The sequence below is a fragment of the Nocardiopsis sp. CA-288880 genome, from assembly GCF_050955985.1.
GTDB lineage: Bacteria > Actinomycetota > Actinomycetes > Streptosporangiales > Streptosporangiaceae > Nocardiopsis > Nocardiopsis tropica.
Genome location: NZ_CP192105.1, coordinates 744,783 through 760,631 on the forward strand (window position 1 = coordinate 744,783; position 15,849 = coordinate 760,631).

At 73.9% G+C, this 15,849-nt stretch carries 11 protein-coding genes; 4 read left to right on the forward strand and 7 right to left on the reverse strand.

All coding sequences use genetic code 11. From position 1 onward, the window contains the following. Positions 1-4: 4 nt before the first annotated feature. Both ACQPYD_RS03370 and ACQPYD_RS03375 read right to left on the reverse strand, forming a co-directional pair. A complete protein-coding gene (locus ACQPYD_RS03370; protein WP_267947997.1) occupies positions 5-1,714 on the reverse strand; it encodes a thiamine pyrophosphate-binding protein in 1,710 nt (569 codons plus the stop codon). Positions 1,715-1,797: 83 nt separating this feature from the next. Continuing rightward, positions 1,798-3,198: an MFS transporter gene (locus ACQPYD_RS03375; protein ID WP_433699730.1), complete on the reverse strand. Its 1,401-nt coding sequence runs from the start codon at positions 3,196-3,198 to the stop codon at positions 1,798-1,800. A gap of 152 nt (positions 3,199-3,350) precedes the next feature. On the opposite strand from ACQPYD_RS03375, the gene sucC reads away from it, so the two are divergent. From sucC to ACQPYD_RS03390, 3 genes are read left to right on the forward strand one after another with little or no spacing between them, the layout of a single operon-like run. Then, positions 3,351-4,538 (forward strand): ADP-forming succinate--CoA ligase subunit beta, encoded by a 1,188-nt coding sequence (sucC, locus tag ACQPYD_RS03380; protein WP_433699731.1) that lies wholly within the window; start codon positions 3,351-3,353, stop codon positions 4,536-4,538. A gap of 37 nt (positions 4,539-4,575) precedes the next feature. Then, positions 4,576-5,514 (forward strand): succinate--CoA ligase subunit alpha, encoded by a 939-nt coding sequence (sucD, locus tag ACQPYD_RS03385; RefSeq protein WP_433699732.1) that lies wholly within the window; start codon positions 4,576-4,578, stop codon positions 5,512-5,514. Further along, positions 5,511-7,058 carry an aldehyde dehydrogenase family protein gene (locus tag ACQPYD_RS03390; protein WP_433699733.1) on the forward strand — a complete coding sequence of 516 codons (1,548 nt, stop codon included), beginning with the start codon at positions 5,511-5,513 and terminating at the stop codon, positions 7,056-7,058. The genes sucD and ACQPYD_RS03390 overlap by 4 nt, the downstream gene beginning before the upstream one ends. Before the next feature lie 223 nt (positions 7,059-7,281). Here ACQPYD_RS03390 and fdhD read toward each other — a convergent pair whose 3' ends face one another. From fdhD to ACQPYD_RS03415, 5 genes are all read right to left on the reverse strand, one after another. Further along, complete coding sequence (gene fdhD / locus ACQPYD_RS03395; protein ID WP_330156740.1) at positions 7,282-8,163, reverse strand: formate dehydrogenase accessory sulfurtransferase FdhD; 882 nt, start codon at positions 8,161-8,163, stop codon at positions 7,282-7,284. Between the two features lie 95 nt (positions 8,164-8,258). Further along, a complete protein-coding gene (locus tag ACQPYD_RS03400; protein ID WP_433699734.1) occupies positions 8,259-9,218 on the reverse strand; it encodes a 2Fe-2S iron-sulfur cluster-binding protein in 960 nt (319 codons plus the stop codon). After that, positions 9,215-11,209, reverse strand: a complete 1,995-nt coding sequence (locus tag ACQPYD_RS03405) for an NAD(P)H-dependent oxidoreductase subunit E (RefSeq protein WP_433699735.1) — start codon at positions 11,207-11,209, stop codon at positions 9,215-9,217. The genes ACQPYD_RS03400 and ACQPYD_RS03405 overlap by 4 nt, the downstream gene beginning before the upstream one ends. 217 nt (positions 11,210-11,426) lie before the next feature. Then, the gene (locus ACQPYD_RS03410) at positions 11,427-13,370 is read right to left on the reverse strand and encodes a molybdopterin oxidoreductase family protein (RefSeq protein WP_433699736.1); all 1,944 of its coding nucleotides are present in this window, start codon (positions 13,368-13,370) and stop codon (positions 11,427-11,429) included. A gap of 89 nt (positions 13,371-13,459) precedes the next feature. Next, complete coding sequence (locus tag ACQPYD_RS03415; protein WP_433699737.1) at positions 13,460-14,494, reverse strand: 2-dehydropantoate 2-reductase; 1,035 nt, start codon at positions 14,492-14,494, stop codon at positions 13,460-13,462. A gap of 205 nt (positions 14,495-14,699) precedes the next feature. On the opposite strand from ACQPYD_RS03415, the gene ACQPYD_RS03420 reads away from it, so the two are divergent. Then, a complete protein-coding gene (locus tag ACQPYD_RS03420) occupies positions 14,700-15,803 on the forward strand; it encodes a molybdopterin molybdotransferase MoeA (protein ID WP_433701934.1) in 1,104 nt (367 codons plus the stop codon). Positions 15,804-15,849: the final 46 nt, after the last annotated feature.

Sequence of the window (15,849 nt, forward strand, 5' to 3'; positions counted from 1 at the left end):
TCGGCTACTTGTACATGGTCTGGTTCATCGTCCCCGGGGCGTAGACCTCGGGGTCGATCCAGACGTTGACGAGCGAGGGCTTGCCGGACTCGCGGGCGCGGCGCAGCGCCGGGGCGATGTCGGCCGGGTCGCGGACCTCCTCGCCGTGGCCGCCGAGCATCCTGGCGAACTCCGCGTAGTTCACGTCCCCCAGCGTGTTGCCGATCTCGCCGCGGTCCGCGCCGTACTTGGCGATCTGGCCGTAGCGGATCTGGTTCATCGACGAGTTGTTGCCGACGATGCCGACGAAGGGCAGGTCGAACCGGACGAGGGTCTCGAAGTCCCAGCCGGTGAGGCTGAACGCGCCGTCGCCGAAGAGCGCGACCACCTCCTTGTCCGGGCGGGCGTACTTGGCGGCCATCACGAACGGGACGCCGACGCCCAGCGTGCCGAGCGGCCCCGGGTCCATCCAGTGGCCCGGCGACTTGGGCTGGACCACCTGCCCGGAGAAGGTGACGATGTCGCCGCCGTCGCCGACGTAGATGGAGTCCTCGGTCAGGAACTGGTTGATCTCGCTGACCAGCCGGTAGGGGTGGATGGGCGTGGAGTCGGAGGTGAGCAGGTGCGCCCGCTTGTCCAGGGCGGTCTGCTCCTGGGTCCGCAGCTCCTCCAGCCAGGTCTTGCGGCTCTGGGAGCCGTTGTCCCCGTAGGCGGAGGTGGCCTGGAGCACCGAGGACAGGATGACGTCGGCGTCGCCGACGATCCCCAGGTCGATGTCCCGGTTCTTGCCGACGGTGGCGTAGTTGAGGTCGATCTGGACGACCGTGGCGTCGGGGGAGAGACGCTTGCCGTAGCCCATGCGGAAGTCGAAGGGGGTGCCGACGATGATGATCAGGTCGGAGTTGGTGAAGGCGTAGCGCCGGGAGAGCTGGAAGTGGTGGGGGTCGCCCGGCGCCAGCGTGCCCCGGCCGGCGCCGTTCATGTAGGCGGGGACGTTGAGCGCGCGGACCAGGTCGGTGGCCGACTGCGTGGCCCGGGTGGTCCACACCTGGTTGCCGAGCAGGATGCTCGGGCGCTCGGAGCGCACGAGCAGGTCGGCCAGGCGCTCGATCGCGTCGGGGTCGCCCGCCTGCCGCGTGGAGGCGCGGTACCGGCCCTTGGCGGGGATCCGCGCCTTGTCCAGGGGGACCGAGGCGTCGAGGACGTCGCGGGGGATCTCCAGGAAGGACGGTCCGGGGGCGCCGCTGTTCGCCTCGCGGAACGCCATCGAGACCATGTCGGCGACCCGCTCGGTGTGCGGCACGGTGGCGGCGAACTTGGAGATCGGGTTGATCATGTCCACGTGCGGCAGGTCCTGGAGCGAGCCCATCTTGTGCTGGCTGAGGGCGCCCTGGCCGCCGATGACCAGCATCGGGCTCTCGGCGCGGTAGGCGTTGGCGATGCCGGTGACCGCGTCCGTGGTCCCGGGGCCGGCGGTCACGACCGCGCATCCCGGCTTGCCGGTGATCCGCGCGTAGCCGTCGGCGGCGTGCGCCGCGACCTGCTCGTGGCGGACGTCGACCACGTCGATGCCCTCGTCGGCGCATCCGTCGTAGATGTCGATGATGTGTCCGCCGCAGAGCGTGAAGATGACGTCGACGCCCTCGGCCTTGAGGGCCTTGGCCACCAGGTGGCCTCCGGAGATCGCGGTCTTCTCGCTGGTGGTGGATTCGGTGGTTCCCTTGCCGTCGGCCATCGGTACGACGACCCCTTTCGTGCGGTGCGGGCGGGCTGCGTCCCCGAGGGACGCTGTTGCCGGGATACTGTATACCGTGTACGTCACATTGGAGCACGGCGTCGCGGCGGTGTCCAGACCCCGTGTGCCGCCGGTGTGGTCCGTACCGGGAGCGGGCGCCGGAGCAGGGCCGCGAGCAGCGCCGCGACCCCGCACAGGGCGCCCGCGCCGACCAGGCCCGTCGGCCAGGCGGCGGGCGGCGCCGTCGCCAGGAGCAGTGCCGCCCCGCCGACGCCGACCAGTCCGCCGACCGCCTTCGAGCTGTAGACCAGGCCGTGGATGCCGGCGGTCCACCGCGAGCCGAAGTGCCCCTCGGTGATCGCGCGGGTCAGGGGGTAGCAGGAGCCGGTGCCCGCGCCGGCCGCCAGCGCCAGGAGCACCGCGGCGGCGGGGGATCCGGCGGACGCGGAGAGGCCGGTCAGCGCGAGCGCCGCGGCCCCCAGCAGCAGGGCGAGGATCCGGCGCCGGCCGGCCCGCTCGGCCGCCGCGCCCGCGGCCAGGCGCCCCAGCCCGCTGCCCGCGGCGAAGGCCGCGATCGCCGGGGCGACGGCGGCCGGGGGATGGCCGCCCTCCACGAGGAGCACCGGCAGCGCGGCGAGGACGAACAGCCCGCCGGCCCCGGAGAGGGCGACGACCGCGTGCAGGAGCGGCAGCGACCCGCCGGCCGACCACGCCTGGGCGTGGGTGAAGTCGGCGGCCGGGGGCGGGTCGGCGCTCCGGAGCAGGGCGACGGCGCGCGGGTCGGACGCCCCCGGCGGCCACCACCGCGGCGGGGCGGAGCGCTGGCCCGCGCCGCCCGCGACCCCCAGGACCAGGACCAGCGCCGCCAGCGACGCGCACGCCCAGGGCAGCGAGGCGGGCGCCGTCCCGGCCGCGATCGCGGGGAGGAGGGGGACCGACCCCAGGGCGAAGGCGCCGCCCACGGCCCCCGAGCGCACGGTGCGCCGGTCGGGGAACCAGCCGCCGACCAGGTCCGTGCAGGAGTGGTAGACGAGTCCCGCGCCCGCGCCGCCGAGGACCCCGTAGCCCAGGACGGCCGCGGTGAGCCCGGAGGAGGCGCCGAGCACGACCAGCGCCGCCGCGCACAGCAGCGCGCCGGCCTGGATCAGCGCCCCGGCCCGCAGCTCCCGCCGCCTGCCCAGCCGGTACAGCGCCGGGGCGCAGGCGCCCTGGACCAGGGTCCACACGAGGAACGGGAGCAGGGCGGCGGCGGGGGACCAGCCGTGCGCGGCGACCAGGGTCGGGACCGCCGCGCCGTAGCCGAACTGGAGCACCCCGACCGCCGCGGCCGCGACCAGCGCGCGGGCGAGGACGACGGAGCGGGGCACGCCGGTCAGCGTGCGTGCGGACGGGCCGACGGAGTAGCGCCTGCCGCGCCAGTCGCGCACCTCCTCCCGGTCGGGGACGGAGGGCGGAGGGTGTCCGGGGGAGTGGGGGCTGCGCATGGCGACACCTCCTTGTATGCAGTATGCAAAGTTCCCGGCGTCCTGGGAAGGGGTGGCGCAGGACACATTTTCGGCCGAAGGAGTATTGAATACTGCATACAGTATGGAGTATCACTGAAGGGGACACGACAACCACGTCATGAGGAGGCCAGGTGGATCTCCACGAGTACGAGGCCAAACAGCTCTTCGGGGAGTACGGCGTCCCCCTCGTCGAGGGCGAGATCGCGGACACCCCCGAGCAGGCGCGGCTGGCGGCCGGGCGCATCGGTCACCGGGTGGTGGTGAAGGCGCAGGTCAAGACCGGTGGTCGCGGGAAGGCCGGCGGCGTGAAGGTCGCCGAGGGCCCCGAGGACGCCCGGGCCAGGGCCGAGCAGATCCTCGGCATGGACATCAAGGGCCACACGGTCCGCCGCGTCCTGGTCGAGGAGGCCTCCGACATCGCGGAGGAGTACTACTTCTCCTTCCTGCTGGACCGCGCGAACCGCGGCTTCCTGTCGATCTGCTCCAAAGAGGGCGGCATGGAGATCGAGGAGGTCGCCGTCACCGACCCCGGCGCGGTCGTGCGCACGCCGGTCGGGCCCGAGGGGGTCGACCAGGCCGCCGCGCTGGAGATCTGCCGTGCCGCCGGGCTCCCCGAGGAGGTGCGGGACTGCGCCGCCCAGGTGATCACCCGCCTCTGGGCGGTCGCCGAGGGGGAGGACGCCACCCTCGTCGAGGTCAACCCCCTGGTCCGCACGGCCGACGGCCGGATCGTCGCTCTCGACGGCAAGGTCACCCTGGACGAGAGCGCGGGCTTCCGCCACCCCGAGCGAGTCCCCTTCACGAACGGCTCCGACGTCGACGACCGGGAGCGCAGGGCGAAGGAGAAGGGCCTGAACTACGTCAAGCTCGACGGCGAGGTCGGGATCATCGGCAACGGCGCGGGCCTGGTCATGTCCACGCTGGACGTGGTCGCCTACGCCGGGGAGGAGCACGGCGGGGTCAAGCCCGCCAACTTCCTGGACATCGGTGGCGGCGCCTCCGCCGAGGTGATGGCCGACGGCCTGGAGATCATCCTGGGCGACCCGGCGGTCAAGAGCGTGTTCGTCAACGTCTTCGGCGGTATCACCGCCTGCGACGCGGTCGCCAACGGCATCGTGCAGGCGCTGGAGCTGCTGGAGGGCCGTGGTGACGACCCGGGTGCCAGCGGGTCCGGCAAGCCGCTGGTGGTGCGACTGGACGGCAACAACGCCGAGCTGGGCCGCCGGATCCTCGACGAGCGCGCCCACCCGGCCGTTCGGCGGGTCGACACGATGGACGGCGCCGCCGCCCGGGCCGCCGAGCTCGCGGCACTGGGCTGACCGGCGAGACGAACTTCGACAGGGGACGCGACACACCATGGCTATTTTCCTGACCAAGGACAGCAAGGTGCTGGTCCAGGGCATGACGGGCTCTGAGGGCACCAAGCACACCCGGCGCATGCTCGCCTCGGGCACCAACATCGTGGGCGGGGTCAACCCGCGCAAGGCCGGCCAGAAGGTCGACTTCGACGGCACCGAGGTCCCGGTCTTCGGATCGGTGGCCGAGGGCATGGCCGCCACCGGCGCCGACGTCACGGTCATCTTCGTGCCGCCCAAGTTCTCCAAGGACGCGGTCGTGGAGGCGATCGACGCCGAGATCGGCCTGGCGGTGGTGATCACCGAGGGCATCCCGGTGCACGACACCGCGGCGTTCTGGTCCTACGCCGGCTCCAAGGGCAACAAGACCCGCATCATCGGTCCGAACTGCCCGGGTCTGATCACGCCGGGCCAGTCCAACGCGGGCATCATCCCGGCCGACATCGCCAAGCCGGGCCGGATCGGTCTGGTGTCCAAGTCGGGCACGCTGACGTACCAGATGATGTACGAGCTGCGCGACATCGGTTTCTCCTCGGCGGTGGGCATCGGCGGGGACCCGGTCATCGGGACCACGCACATCGACGCGCTGGCGGCGTTCGAGGCCGACCCCGACACCGACGTGATCGTGATGATCGGTGAGATCGGCGGCGACGCGGAGGAGCGCGCGGCGGAGTTCGTCAAGGCGAACGTGTCCAAGCCCGTGGTGGGGTACGTGGCGGGGTTCACGGCTCCGGAGGGCAAGACGATGGGGCACGCGGGCGCGATCGTGTCGGGTTCGGCGGGCACGGCCGCGGCCAAGCAGGAGGCTCTGGAGGCCGCTGGCGTCAAGGTCGGCAAAACCCCCAGCGAAGCGGCCCGCCTCGTGCGCGCCGTCCTCGGCGGAACCCCCGGCGGAGAGGAGGCGGGCGCCCTCTCCACGGCGGCGCCCACGGCCCCATGACGACGATGCCCAAGCCCGGCACCTCCTGGGACGCCCTGTACGCCCGCTGCCGGGAGACCGCCCCGGAGGCCTTCGGCCCGGACCGCGTCCACAACCACTGGGGCGGGCGGTGGCGTCCCGACGGCGAGCCCCGGGCCTCCTACTCGCCCGTGGACGGTTCGCGGACCGCGGACCTGCCCATGCTGGACGGCGCCACCGCGGCCCTCGCCGTGGCCGGGGCCGCCGCCGGGCACCGCGCGTGGACCGCCCTCCCCCTGGAGGAGAGGCGGGCGCGGGTGCGCGCCGCGGTCCGCGCCTGGGAACGGCACCGCGACACCCTCGCCCTCGCCCTCGTGTGGGAGATCGGCAAGCCCTGGCGGCTGGCCCGCCAGGACGTGGACCGGGCGATCTCCGGGGTGGAGTGGTACCTGGACGGCATCGGGCCCATGCTCGACGGCCGCCTCCCCCTGGACGGCCCCGTCAGCAACATCGCGAGCTGGAACTACCCGATGAGCGTGCTCGCGCACGCGATGTGCGTCCAGGCGCTCGCGGGCAACGGGGTGATCGCCAAGACGCCCACCGACGGCGGACTGGTCTGCCTGACCCTCGCCGTGGCCCTCGCGGTCCGGGAGGGGCTGCCGTTCACCCTCGTCAGCGGCGGCGGGCGCGAGCTGTCCCCGGCGCTGGTGAAAGGGCCCGAGATCGGCTGCGTGTCCTTCGTCGGCGGCCGGGACGCCGGCGGCCGGGTGGCGGCCGACGTCGCCGACCTGGGACGGCCGCACGTCCTGGAACAGGAGGGGCTGAACTGCTGGGGGGTGTGGGAGTTCAGCGACTGGGAGTCCCTCTCCGGCCAGATCCGCAAGACCTTCGACTACGCCAAGCAGCGCTGCACCGCCTACCCGCGGTTCGTCGTGCAGCGGTCCCGCTTCGACGCGTTCCTCGACGCCTACCTCACCGCGGTCCGCGGCGTCCGCTTCGGCCACCCGCTCGCCGTGGAGTCCCCCGACGACGACCTGCCGGAGCTGGACTTCGGCCCCCTCGTCAACGCGGCCAAGGCCAAGGAGCTCACCGACCGCGTCGCCGAGGCCGTCGCGGGCGGGGCCGTGCCCCTCTACCGGGGCGGGTTGGACGACGCCCTCCTGCTCCCGGGCCAGAACACGGACGCCTACGTGGCGCCGGTGGCCCTCCTGGAGCCGCCGCGCTCCTCACCGCTGTTCCACGCCGAGCCCTTCGGCCCGGTCGACTCGATCGTGCTGGTGGACACCGAGGCCGAACTCCTGGCCGGGATGAACGCCAGCAACGGGGCCCTGGTCGCCACGGTCTCCTGCGACGACCCCGACACCGCCTCGCGCCTGGCCGGGGGCGTGCGAGCCTTCAAGGTCGGCGTCAACCGGCCGCGCTCGCGCGGCGACCGCGACGAGCTGTTCGGCGGCTGGGGCGACTCCTGGCGGGGCGCCTTCGTCGGAGGGGAGCTCCTCGTCCACGCGGTCACCCGGGGGCCCGCCGCCGAGCGCCTGCCCGGCAACTTCCCGCACTACACGCTGCGCCCCGAGGGGCGCGTCTGACCGGCGGGGGACCCGGGGCGGGTCCGGTGCGCGGGGCCGGGGCACGGCTCCCCGGCGCACCGGGCCCGGCACGGCCGCTCCCGCGGCCGGCCGGAGGACCCGGACCGGTCGCGGGGGCACGGCCGGGGTGTCCGGGCGCCGCTCCGGGCGGCGGCGCGGACACGGGGCCGGGTGTCGGGGGCGGTCGGTGCAGGGGGCTGGAGCGCGCCGACCGCCCCCGCGTCTACTGACCCGAACTGCGGACGCCTCCCGTGGCCGCCGAGGGCGCGCTGAGCGCCTTCTTCAGGAGGATCCGATGCCTTCCGGCGTAGACGTTCATGGAGGTGCCCCTGAGGAACCCGGCGAGCGTGATGCCCGCCTCCTCGGCCAGGTCGACGGCCAGGGACGAGGGCGCGGAGACGGCCGCCATCATCGGGACGCCGGCCATCCAGGCCTTCTGCACCAGCTCGAAGGAGGCGCGGCCCGAGAGCATCAGCACCGTGCCCTCCAGCGGCAGCCGGCCGGAGCGCAGCGCCCAGCCGACCAGTTTGTCGACCGCGTTGTGGCGGCCCACGTCCTCGCGCAGGGCGAGGAGTTCGCCGTCCGCGGTGAACAGCCCGGCGGCGTGCAGCCCGCCCGTGCGGTCGAACACCCGCTGCGCCTCGCGCAGGCGGTCGGGCAGGGCCGTCAGGGTGTCCGCGCCGATCCGGGCCCCGTCCTCCGCGACCTGCCACCTGGCCTGGGTGCGGACGGCGTCCAGGCTCGCCTTGCCGCACAGGCCGCAGGAGGACGTGGTGTAGAAGTTGCGCTCCAGCGACGTGTCCGGGCGGGGGACGCCCGGGGCCAGGGACACGTCGAGCACGTTGTAGGTGTTGGAGCCGTCCTCGGTCGCGCCCGCGCAGTAGCGGATCGCGGTGATCTCCTCGGCCCGCGACACCACGCCCTCGCTCACGAGGAACCCGGCGGCCAGGTCGAAGTCGTCGCCGGGCGTGCGCATGGTGACGCTCAGCGGCTCACCGTCCAGCCTGATCTCCAGCGGCTCCTCCACGACGAACGTGTCCACGCGCTCGGTCGCGGACCCGTCCTTGATCCGGAGCACCTTCCCCCGGACAGTGACCCGTCCCATCTCCGCCCCACCGCCTTCCGGTGTCCTGCCGTCCCCGGTTCTACACGATTTATCCGGGATTCTCATCCTCGTGGTTCCGCGCGGGGCGGAACGGTTCAGGCGCCGCCGCCCTTGCCGTCGCCTCCGCGGCGCTGCACGTGCTGGAAGCCGAACCGTCCCTTGATGCACAGGTTCCCGTGGGTCACGGGGTTGTCGTGCGGGGACGTGACCTTCACGATCTCGTTGTCCTGCACGTGCAGCGTAACGTTGCAGCCGACCCCGCAGTACGTGCAGATAGTGGTGGTCTCGGTCTGTTTGTCCTCGTCCCAGGTCCCCGCCTGACGCATGTCGAACTCGGTGCCGAAGGAGAGGGCCCCGGTGGGGCAGACCTCGATGCAGTTCCCGCAGTACACGCAGGCCGAGTCGGGCAGGGTGACGTCGTGCTCGGTGGAGATGCGGGCGTCGAACCCGCGCCCGGCCACCCCGATCGCGAAGGTGTTCTGCCACTGGTCCCCGCAGGCGTCGACGCACTTGTAGCACATGATGCACTTGGAGTAGTCGCGCACGTACAGGTCGTTGTCGATCTTCGCGGGCTGCTCGACCGTCGCCGCGACCGAGCCGTCGCCGGGCTCGTGCTCGCCGGAGCGCCGGGCGTCGCGCACGCCGAGCGCGGCGGCCTCGGCGCGCGGGCCGAACCTGTCGGGCTCCGCCTCGTAGCGCTCCATCCACTCGGCGACCTTCGGGGTGGTGGACAGGTCCACGGAGGAGCCGAGCAGCTCCAGGACCAGCTTGCGGCTGTGGCGCACCCGCTCGGAGTCGGTCGCCACGGACATGCCGGGCTCCAGCTTGCGCGAGCAGGCGGGGGCGAGCGTGCGCGCGCCCTCCACCTCCACCACGCACACGCGGCAGGCGTTCCTGGGCGTGAGGGTGTCGCCGTGGCAGAGGGTGGGGATCTCGGTGCCGCGCTCGGCGCACGCCTCCAGGACGGTGGTGCCCTCGGGCACGCGGACCTCTTCTCCGTCGATGGTCGCGTCGATCAGCCGCCTGGGCGGGGACAGGAGTACGGGGACGGTCATCGGGCCTCCTCGGTTGCCGCCCGGTCGCCCGCGGCGGTGCTCTGCTGGATGTCGTCGGAGGCGGCCCGGTCGGGGCCGCCGAACAGGTCGAGCCGGTCGATCGCCGACTCCACGGCGTTCCAGGCCGTCTGCCCCAGTCCGCAGATCGAGGCGTCCTTCATCGCCCGGCCGACCTCGCGGAGCAGGGGGACCTCGGCGGCCGCGTCCGCCCCCGCGCTGATCCGCAGCAGCGACTCCTCCTGGCGCACCGTGCCGACACGGCAGGGGACGCACTGGCCGCAGGACTCGTCGCGGAAGAAGGCCGCCACCCGGACCAGGGTCGCGACCAGGTCGGCGGTGTCGTCCAGGACCAGGACCACGCCCGAGCCCAGGGTCGTCCCGGCCGCGCGGGCGCCCTCGAAGGTCAGGGGGATGTCGAGTTCGTCGCCGCGGACGAACGCCCCCGCCGCCCCGCCGAGCAGGACCGCCTGGACGGTGCGGCCCTCCGGCATGCCCCCGGCCGCCTCGACGAGGTCGCGCAGGGTGGCCCCGAACGGCAGCTCGTACAGCCCGGGGCGGCGCACGCCGCCGGACAGGCAGAACAGCTTGGGCCCCGTGGACCCGCCCGTGCCGACGGCCGCGTAGGCGGGGCCGCCCATCAGCATGATCGGCAGGACGTTGACCAGCGTCTCGACGTTGTTCACGGCGGTGGGCTTGCCGAACAGGCCCTTCTCCACGGGGAAGGGCGGCTTGGTGCGGGGCTCGCCCCGGTAGCCCTCGATGGAGCCGAAGATCGCGGTCTCCTCGCCGCAGATGTAGGCCCCGGCGCCCCGCCGGATCTCGATGTCGAAGGCGAACCCCGAGCCCAGGACGTCCGGCCCGAGGAGTCCGCGCTCCCGTGCGAGCGCGACGGCGTTCTCCAGGTGCCGCAGCGCGCGGGGGTACTCCCCCCGGATGTACAGGAACCCGAGCCGGGCCCCGACGGCGTAGCCGGCGATCGTCATGGCCTCGATGACGGAGAAGGGGTCGCCCTCCATCAGGACGCGGTCCTTGAAGGTGCCCGGCTCGCTCTCGTCGGCGTTGCACACCAGGTAGTGCGGGCCGTCCGGCTGCTGGGCGGTGGCCTGCCACTTGCGGCCGGTGGGGAAGGCGGCTCCGCCCCGGCCGACCAGGCCGGAGTCGGTGACCTCCCGGATCACGCCGGCCGGGCCGAGCCGCAGCGCCCGGCGCAGCGCCGCGTAGCCGCCGGCGGCGCGGTAGTCGTCCAGGCTGAGGGGGTCGACGGTGCCGACGCGCCGGAGGAGCACGTGGTCGGGCGACCCGGCGTCGGGGACCGCCGCCGAGGGGGCGGGCTCCGGGGCGGCGCCGGGCAGGGGGTCGGCGCCGAAGGTGGTGGGGGAGGGGTCGCGGTGTCCGTTCGCGGAGGGCGGTGCGGCGGATCCGGGGGAGGCGTCCCCCGCCAGCGCGTCCAGGTCCCCGGGGGCGGCGGGCGCGGCGACGGCGTACCGTGCCGGGGCGCCGGCCTCGAGGGCCAGGGCGGCGGGCGCGCGTTCGCACATGCCCAGGCAGGGGCTCTCGTGCCAGGAGGTGTCGCCGTCGTGCCCGCCGGGCGGGCCGAGGCGCTCGGCGAGCCGGTCGCGCAGGCCGGACGACCCGGCCGCCGCGCAGGCGATGTCGGTGCACAGGTGCACGACCCGGCGGGGGCGCTTGCGCAGGGAGAACATCGCGTAGAAGGAGGCGACGGCGTAGGCTTCCGCCGGCGGGACGGTGAGCCGCCGGCAGATGTGGTCCAGGGCGGGCCTGCTGATCCAGCCCACCCGGTCGTTGACCGCGTGGAGGGCGGGCATGAGCAGGTCGCGTCTGTCCCGGGCGGTGTGGCCTCCCCGCGCGTAGCGCAGGTCGACGTCCTGGCGGGCGCCGCCGTCCCAACCGGATTCGGGGGGACCGAGCACGCTGTCGACGGCTTCGCGCTCGACGGCGGTGGGCGCCTCGTCCAGGAATCGCAGGTCCACGTCTGTGTCACCTCAATCTCGTGTAATCCAGATCACAGGATTTTGTATACAGAGGACAGTATGATGCTGGTTATCGGGTTGACAACCCCCGTACGCGCCAAGATCACGTAAGGAGACCCGGCCCCCGGGGCACGCGCCCGAACGCGTCGCCCAGGGAGGGGACCGCGCCGTCGCCGCAGGGGGCTGGGGCGACGGCGCGGTCCGCCGTCCGCGCACGTCAGGGCGCCGGCGCCGCACTGCCGGCGTGCTCCTCCACCCTCTCGATCCGCACCGCCGCGGCCTTGTACTCGGCCGTCCCCGCGATCGGGTCGGTGGCGTCGATGGTCAGCAGCTGGGTGTCCACCTGGTGGGGGAAGTGGAACGTCATGAACACCAGCCCCTGCCGCATCGCCTCCGTGACGGAGACGGGGACGAGGACGGAGCCCCGGCGCGAGGTCACCCGCACCGTCTCGCCGTCGGCGACGCCGAGCTTGGCCGCGTCCTCGGGCGAGAGGTCCAGCAGCTCGCCCCGGCGCAGCGGGGAGCGGAAGCCGCCGGTCTGCACCCCGGTGTTGTAGTCGTCCAGGCGCCGCCCCGTCGTCAGCCGGAACGGGAAGTCCTCGTCGAGCAGGTCCACCGGCGGGGAGTGGCCCACGATGCCGAACGGGGCGGGTTCGCCGCGCTCGGCGGGGTCCTCCGACCACAGGCGCGAGTGCAGGTAGCTCGGCTCCAGGGCGTCCTCGGAGTAGGAGGGCCACTGGATGCCGTGCAGCTCGGCCAGGCGCGCGTAGCTCATGCCCCGGTGCATGGGGGAGAGGGAGCGGACCTCGTTCCAGATCTCCTCGGCCGAGGGCCGGGACCAGTCGACGCCGAGGCGGGTCGCGAGGTCGCACATGATCTCGATGTCGTCGCGGGCGCCCTCCGGCGGGTCCAGGGCCTTGCGGACCAGCTGCACGCGGCGCTCGCTGTTGGTGAAGGTGCCGTCGGACTCGCACCAGGAGGCGCTCGCGGGGAGCACCACGTCGGCGAGCTCGGCGGTGCGGGTCAGGAAGATGTCCTGCACCACCAGGTGGTCCAGGCTGCGCAGGCGGCGGGTGGTCTTCTCGGTCTCGGGCTCGGACTGGACCGGGTTCTCGCCGATCACGTAGAGCGTCCTGAGCTCCCGCTCGTCCATCGCCTCGAACATCTGGGTCAGGGTCTTGCCCTTGGCGCCCTGGATCTCGCGGCCCCACGCGGCCTCGAAGGGCGCGCGCGCCTCCGGGTCCAGGATGTCCTGGAACCCGGCCAGCCGGTCGGGGATGGCGCCCATGTCGCCGCCGCCCTGCACGTTGTTCTGGCCGCGCAGCGGGTTGAGCCCCGAGCCGTGCCGTCCCACGTGCCCGGTCAGCAGGGCCAGGTTGATGAGCGAGCGGACGTTGTCGGTGGCGTTGTGGTGCTCGGTGATGCCGAGCGTCCAGCACATCTGGGCGCGCTCGGCCCGGGCGTAGGCGTGCGCCAGCTCGCGGACGGCCTCGGCGGGCACGCCGGTCTCGGCCTCGGCGGCGGCGAGCGTCCAGGGCTCGACCAGCGCGCGGTACTCGTCGAACCCGCTCGTGGCGCGCCGGACGAAGGTGTCGTTGGCCAGGCCCGCGTGCAGGATCTCGCGTCCGATCGCGTGCGCGAGCGGGATGTCCGTGCCCACGTTCAGCCCGAGCCAGCGGTCCGCCCACTCGGCGGTCGAGGTGCGCCGGGGGTCGACGACGAACAGCCGCGCGCCGTTGCGCACGCCCTTGAGCACGTGCTGGAAGAAGATGGGGTGGGCGAAGCGCGGGTTGCCCCCCCAGATCACGATGAGGTCGGTGTCCTCGACCTCGGCGTAGGAGGAGGTCCCCCCGCCCGAGCCGAAGGCCGCGGCCAGGCCGGCGACGCTGGGCGCGTGGCAGGTGCGGTTGCAGGAGTCGACGTTGTTGGTGCCGACGACGACGCGGGTGAACTTCTGCGCCATGAAGTTCATCTCGTTGGTCGCCCGCGCGCAGGAGAGCATGCCGAAGGAGTCGGGCCCGTGCTCGTCCACGCCGCGCCGGAACCCGGCGGCCGCGCGGTCGAGGGCCTCCTCCCAGGAGGCCGGGCGCAGTTCGCCGCCGTCGCGGACGAGGGGGCGGGTGAGTCGGTCGTAGGGAGCGGAGAAATCGTCGGATCGCATGTGGCCTCGCTTGGTGGTCGTGGCCGGATTCGCCTGGTCCGACGGCGCCCGTGGCGCCTGACGGGGATACTGCATACAGTATTTAGCGATCATGAGTCATGGGTCAAGACCGGGCGGCCGGTGCGGGTGCGGGGGGGAGCCGGGGGTCCGGGGGCGTCGAGCATCCGGTCGTTGAGCAGCCCGGCCACGGCGTCCACCGCCCGGAGGGCCGGGGCGGGGGTGCCGGTCAGGTCGGCCAGCTCCACCACGGCGGACAGGATGACGTCCAGTTCCATGGGCCGCCCGCGCTCCAGGTCGTGCAGGGTCGAGGTGCGGTGGTCCCCGGCGCGCTCCGCCCCCGCCAGGCGGCGGTCGATGGAGACGGCGGGGTGCACGCCGAGCCGCGCCGCGACCTCCAGGGTCTCGGCCATCATGGTGCGCGCCATCTCCCGGGTCGAGCGGTTCCGGCAGATCTGCGCCATGGTGGAGCGGGTCAGCGCGCTCAGCGGGTTGAAGACGATGTTGCCCATCAGCTTCACCCAGATGTCCTCGCGCAGGTCCTGCTCGATCGGGCACTTGAGGCCGCCCGCCTCCATCGCGGCCTGGAAGGCGCGGCAGCGCGCGGAGGAGGACCGGTCCGGCTCGCCGATGGAGAACCGGGTCCCCTCCATGTGCCGGATCACCCCCGGGCCCGCGATCTCGGTGGCCGCGTAGACCACGCACCCGACCGCGCGCTCGACCGGGATCGTCCGGCTGACCGCCCCTCCCGGGTCCACGCTCTCGATGCGGTGTCCCGCGAAAGGGCCCCCGACCCCGTGGAAGTACCACCACGGGATGCCGTTCTGGGCGGCGACGACCATGGTGGAGGGGCCCATCAGGGGGCGCAGCATCGGGCCGCAGCCCGCGTAGTGCTGGGCCTTCAGGCCGAGGAGGACGGCGTCGACGGGGCCGATCTCGGACGGGTCGTCGGTGGCGTGCGGGTGCGCGGTGAAGTCGCCGCGCGCGCTGAGCACGCGGACGCCCCGCTCCCGCAGGGCCTCCAGGTGGGCGCCGCGGGCGATGAGGTGGACGTCGGCCCCGCCCCTGTGGAGTGCGGCGCCCGCGTAGGCGCCGATCGCTCCGGCGCCGAGTACGGCGATTCGCATGAGGACTCCCTTCCTTTCACATACTGTATACAGTATGCTCCGAGATATCGTTCTCCACATGTCGGTAGGGAGAGAAGGAATGCCCGACCAGGGTTCCCCGGAAACTTCTCCGCTTCTTCACGTCGGAGACCACCCGCGACCCCCGCTGCCCTGGACCGCGGCGCGGGAGCTGGCGCGGGTGACCGGCGCCGAGGGCGGCACGCCCATGGCCGAGGAGCCGCTCGCGGGCGCCCTCGGCGCCACCCTCGGCGCCGACCTCGTCGCGGCGGTCGACGTCCCCGCTCTCGACAGCGCCGCCATGGACGGGTACGCGGTGTCCGGGGAGGGCCCCTGGTCGGTCCTCGGGCGCTCGCTCGCGGGGCGGCGGTGCCCGGTCGTCCGGCTGGGCGGCGGTGAGGCCGTGGAGGTCGCCACCGGCGCCGTCCTGCCGGACGGCGCCACGGCGGTCCTGCCGTACGAGCTGGCGACGGAGTCCTCCGGCGCCGTGCGCGGCGGGATCGGCGAGGGGCGGCACATCCGCCGCCGGGGCGAGACCACGGCGGCGGGGACCCCGGTCGCCCGCCGGGGGAGCCCCGTCACCCCCGCCCTCCTGGGGCTCGCCGCGAGCCTGGGACGCGACACCCTGCCCGTGGTCCGGCCCCTCGTGCGGGTCCTGGTCACGGGGGACGAGGTCGTGACCGAGGGGGCGCCGCGCCCTGGGGCGGTGCGGGACGCGATCGGTCCCGTGCTGCCCGGGCTCGTCGCCTGGGCCGGGGGTGCCTGCGCCCCCGCGGTGCGGGTCCCCGACCGGGGCCGGGACCTGGCACGGGCGCTCGACGGAGCCGGGCCGGCCGAGGTCGTCGCGGTCTGCGGCTCCTCCTCGGCCGGTCCGGCCGACCACCTGCGCCCGGTCCTGGCCCGGCTGGGCGCCAGGGTCGTCGTCGACGGCGTCGCCTGCCGCCCCGGCCATCCGCAGCTGCTGGCCGTCCTGCCCTCCGGGGCCGTGGTCGTGGGGCTGCCCGGGAACCCCGGCGCGGCCCTGGCCGCCGCCCTCACCCTGCTGGTGCCGGTGCTCAGCGGCCGCGCGGACCGGCGGGACCCCGCGCACGCCGGCCGGCGGATCGGGCTCATCGGCCCGACCGGCCCGCACCCGTCCGACACCCGCCTGGTACCGGTGCGCGTGAGCCAGGACCTGGCGGTGGAGCTGCCCGTCTCGGGTTCCGCCGACCTGAGGGGCGCCGCCACGGCGGACGCCTTCGCCGTGGTCCCGCCCTCGCGCGTCCCGGGGCGGGTCCCCGGAAGGGTCGAGCTCGTGGAGGTTCCGACGTGACCCACGCACGTCCCGCGTTTTGTACACTGTCTACAAAGACCGCGCA